The following is a 3,480-nucleotide window of genomic DNA, read 5'->3' as shown; positions in this document are numbered from 1 at the left end:
TTCGGGGACATAGCTCAGTTGGGAGAGCGCGTGCTTTGCAAGCATGAGGTCGTCGGTTCGATCCCGTCTGTCTCCACCATTGTTTTGGGTGTTGGCGCAGCCTTGCGGCAGCGACGCTCCTGAAGCGGTGTCGAGCGGCGATCCGGATGAACAAGTTTGCCGCGGTGAGCGTGTCGTATGACCCCATCGTGTGCGAAGGAATGTGACATCGTGAAGAGGGAATGTGTGCCGGAGGCGCAGCGAGAGCTGCGATCCACCGGTCATGTTCGGCAAGCATACGGTGACGGGATCGGAAGCGATCTCGTCACTGGTCTTTTTGTGACCGCGCAGGTCGTGATCGAAGCCCTATGGCTGCCGATCACGGCGGCGCATGGATCACGAGAGCGATCAAGTGCCTTAAGAGCATTCGGTGGATGCCTTGGCGCTGAGAGGCGATGAAGGACGTGGTACGCTGCGATAAGCCTTGGGGAGCTGCGAACGAGCTTTGATCCAGGGATTTCCGAATGGGGAAACCCACCTTCGACCTTCCGTATGGCAGAGGCATGCCGGTCCGGGCTTCGGGCCCGGCGGGTTCACAGCCCGCGACCGGTGATGCGGCTGCCATACGGTTGGTCAGATGAAGGTATCAGACCCTGAATCCATAGGGGTTTGAAGCGAACCCGGGGAACTGAAACATCTCAGTACCCGGAGGAAAGGACATCAACGAGACTCCGTCAGTAGTGGCGAGCGAACGCGGATCAGGCCAGTGCCTGTTGTGAGATTACCGGAACGGTCTGGAAAGGCCGGCGTGAAGGGTGACAGCCCCGTACGGGACGGTTGATCGACAGGACTCGAGTAGGGCGGGACACGTGAAATCCTGTCTGAACATGGGGGGACCACCCTCCAAGCCTAAGTACTCCTCAGCGACCGATAGTGAACCAGTACCGTGAGGGAAAGGTGAAAAGCACCCCGACGAGGGGAGTGAAACAGCACCTGAAACCGGATGCTTACAAACAGTGGGAGCCCAAGGTTCGTCCTGGGTGACCGCGTACCTTTTGTATAATGGGTCAGCGACTTAAAGTTACGAGCAAGCTTAAGCCGATAGGTGGAGGCGCAGCGAAAGCGAGTCTGAACAGGGCGTTCAGTTCGTGGCTTTAGACCCGAAACCGAGTGATCTAGCCATGTGCAGGATGAAGGTGGGGTAACACCCACTGGAGGTCCGAACCAGTGCCCGTTGAAAAGGTCTTGGATGACGTGTGGCTAGGGGTGAAAGGCCAATCAAACTCGGAAATAGCTGGTTCTCCGCGAAAGCTATTTAGGTAGCGCCTCGAGTGAATACCGTGCGGGGTAGAGCACTGGATGGGCTAGGGCCGCCCACAGCGGTACCAAACCCAACCAAACTCCGAATACGCACGAGTACTGCTCGGGAGACACACGGCGGGTGCTAACGTCCGTCGTGGAGAGGGAAACAACCCTGACCGACAGCTAAGGCCCCCAATTCGTGGCTAAGTGGGAAAGGATGTGGGACTCCCAAAACAACCAGGAGGTTGGCTTAGAAGCAGCCATCCTTTAAAGAAAGCGTAACAGCTCACTGGTCTAAATAAGGGGTCCTGCGCCGAAAATGTAACGGGGCTCAAGCCACGAGCCGAAGCTTCGGGTGCATCTTTGATGCGCGGTAGCGGAGCGTTCCCTAGGCCTGTGAAGCGGTACCTGCGAGGGGCCGTGGAGGTATGGGAAGTGCGAATGCTGACATGAGTAACGACAAAGAGTGTGAAAGACACTCTCGCCGAAAGTCCAAGGGTTCCTGCGTAAAGTTAATCTGCGCAGGGTTAGCCGGCCCCTAAGGCGAGGCCGAAAGGCGTAGTCGATGGGAATGGGGTGAATACTCCCCAGCCAGTGGATGGTGACGGATGCCGTATATCGTTCGGGCTTATCGGATTGCCCGGGCGGTGAAGGGGTCCCAGGAAAGAGCCTCCACATCAGACCGTACCCGAAACCGACACAGGTGGACTGGTAGAGTATACCAAGGCGCTTGAGAGAACGATGCTGAAGGAACTCGGCAATTTGCCTCCGTAACTTCGGGATAAGGAGGCCCTGCTCCTGGGCAACCAGGGGTGGGGGGCACAGACCAGGGGGTGGCGACTGTTTATCTAAAACACAGGGCTCTGCGAAGTCTGTAAGACGACGTATAGGGCCTGACGCCTGCCCGGTGCCGGAAGGTTAAGAGGAGAGGTGAGAGCTTTGAATCGAAGCCCCGGTAAACGGCGGCCGTAACTATAACGGTCCTAAGGTAGCGAAATTCCTTGTCGGGTAAGTTCCGACCTGCACGAATGGCGTAACGATCTCCCCGCTGTCTCCAGCATCGGCTCAGTGAAATTGAATTCCCCGTGAAGATGCGGGGTTCCTGCGGTCAGACGGAAAGACCCCGTGCACCTTTACTGTAGCTTTGCGCTGGCCATCGTGTCGGCATGTGTAGGATAGGTGGTAGGCTTTGAAGCCCGGGCGCCAGCCTGGGTGGAGCCACCCTTGAAATACCACCCTTGGCGTTATGATGGTCTAACCGCGGCCCTTGATCAGGGTCCGGGACCGCGCATGGCAGGCAGTTTGACTGGGGCGGTCGCCTCCCAAAGCGTAACGGAGGCGTACGAAGGTGGGCTCAGAGCGGTCGGAAATCGCTCGTCGCGTGCAATGGCATAAGCCCGCTTGACTGCGAGACGGACAGGTCGAGCAGAGACGAAAGTCGGTCATAGTGATCCGGTGGTCCCGCGTGGGTGGGCCATCGCTCAACGGATAAAAGGTACGCCGGGGATAACAGGCTGATGACCCCCAAGAGTCCATATCGACGGGGTCGTTTGGCACCTCGATGTCGGCTCATCACATCCTGGGGCTGGAGAAGGTCCCAAGGGTTCGGCTGTTCGCCGATTAAAGTGGTACGTGAGCTGGGTTCAGAACGTCGTGAGACAGTTCGGTCCCTATCTGCCGTGGGTGTCGGAGACTTGAGAGGCTTTGTCCCTAGTACGAGAGGACCGGGATGAACGTACCTCTGGTGGAGCTGTTGTCGCGCCAGCGGCAGTGCAGCATAGCTATGTACGGACGGGATAACCGCTGAAGGCATCTAAGCGGGAAACCCCCCTCGAAACGAGGTCTCCCTTGAGGGCCGTGGAAGACGACCACGTCGATAGGCCGGGCGTGCACGTGCAGCAATGCACTGAGCGGACCGGTACTAATCGCCCGATTGGCTTGATCGTCTCTCGTGATCCATCGCCGTGCAACCCTGCACGGTCACAAACTGAACCCCATGCTTGCCGAACGGACCCCCGCCGTCGCGGAAACCCCGCACGGCCCAAGTCCCAAAGAATTGCGTTGCGCCGGCCTGGTGGCCTGAGCGGTGTGCCCCAAACCCGATCCCATCTCGAACTCGGCCGTTAAACGCACCAGCGCCCATGGTACTGTGTCTCAAGACACGGGAGAGTCGGTCGCCGCCAGGCCTGCCCAACGCAA

Annotated in this window: 1 tRNA gene and 2 rRNA genes; all 3 read left to right on the top strand. The window is 58.5% G+C overall.

The annotated features are described in order from the left end of the window. Positions 1–3 precede the first annotated feature (3 nt). The 3 genes from MET9862_RS28660 (at position 4) to rrf (ending at position 3,467) form a co-directional block, all read left to right on the top strand. Positions 4–79: transfer RNA gene (locus MET9862_RS28660), tRNA-Ala, on the top strand. Positions 80–385: 306 nt separating this feature from the next. Beyond that, positions 386–3,227 (top strand): 23S ribosomal RNA (locus MET9862_RS28655). A gap of 124 nt (positions 3,228–3,351) precedes the next feature. Further along, positions 3,352–3,467: ribosomal RNA gene (gene rrf, locus MET9862_RS28650) — 5S ribosomal RNA — on the top strand. Positions 3,468–3,480 lie beyond the last annotated feature (13 nt).

It is taken from the genome of Methylobacterium symbioticum, assembly GCF_902141845.1.
Lineage (GTDB): Bacteria > Pseudomonadota > Alphaproteobacteria > Rhizobiales > Beijerinckiaceae > Methylobacterium > Methylobacterium symbioticum.
Note: the sequence above shows the minus strand (reverse complement) of the source record. Positions and strands in the feature narration are given on the sequence as shown.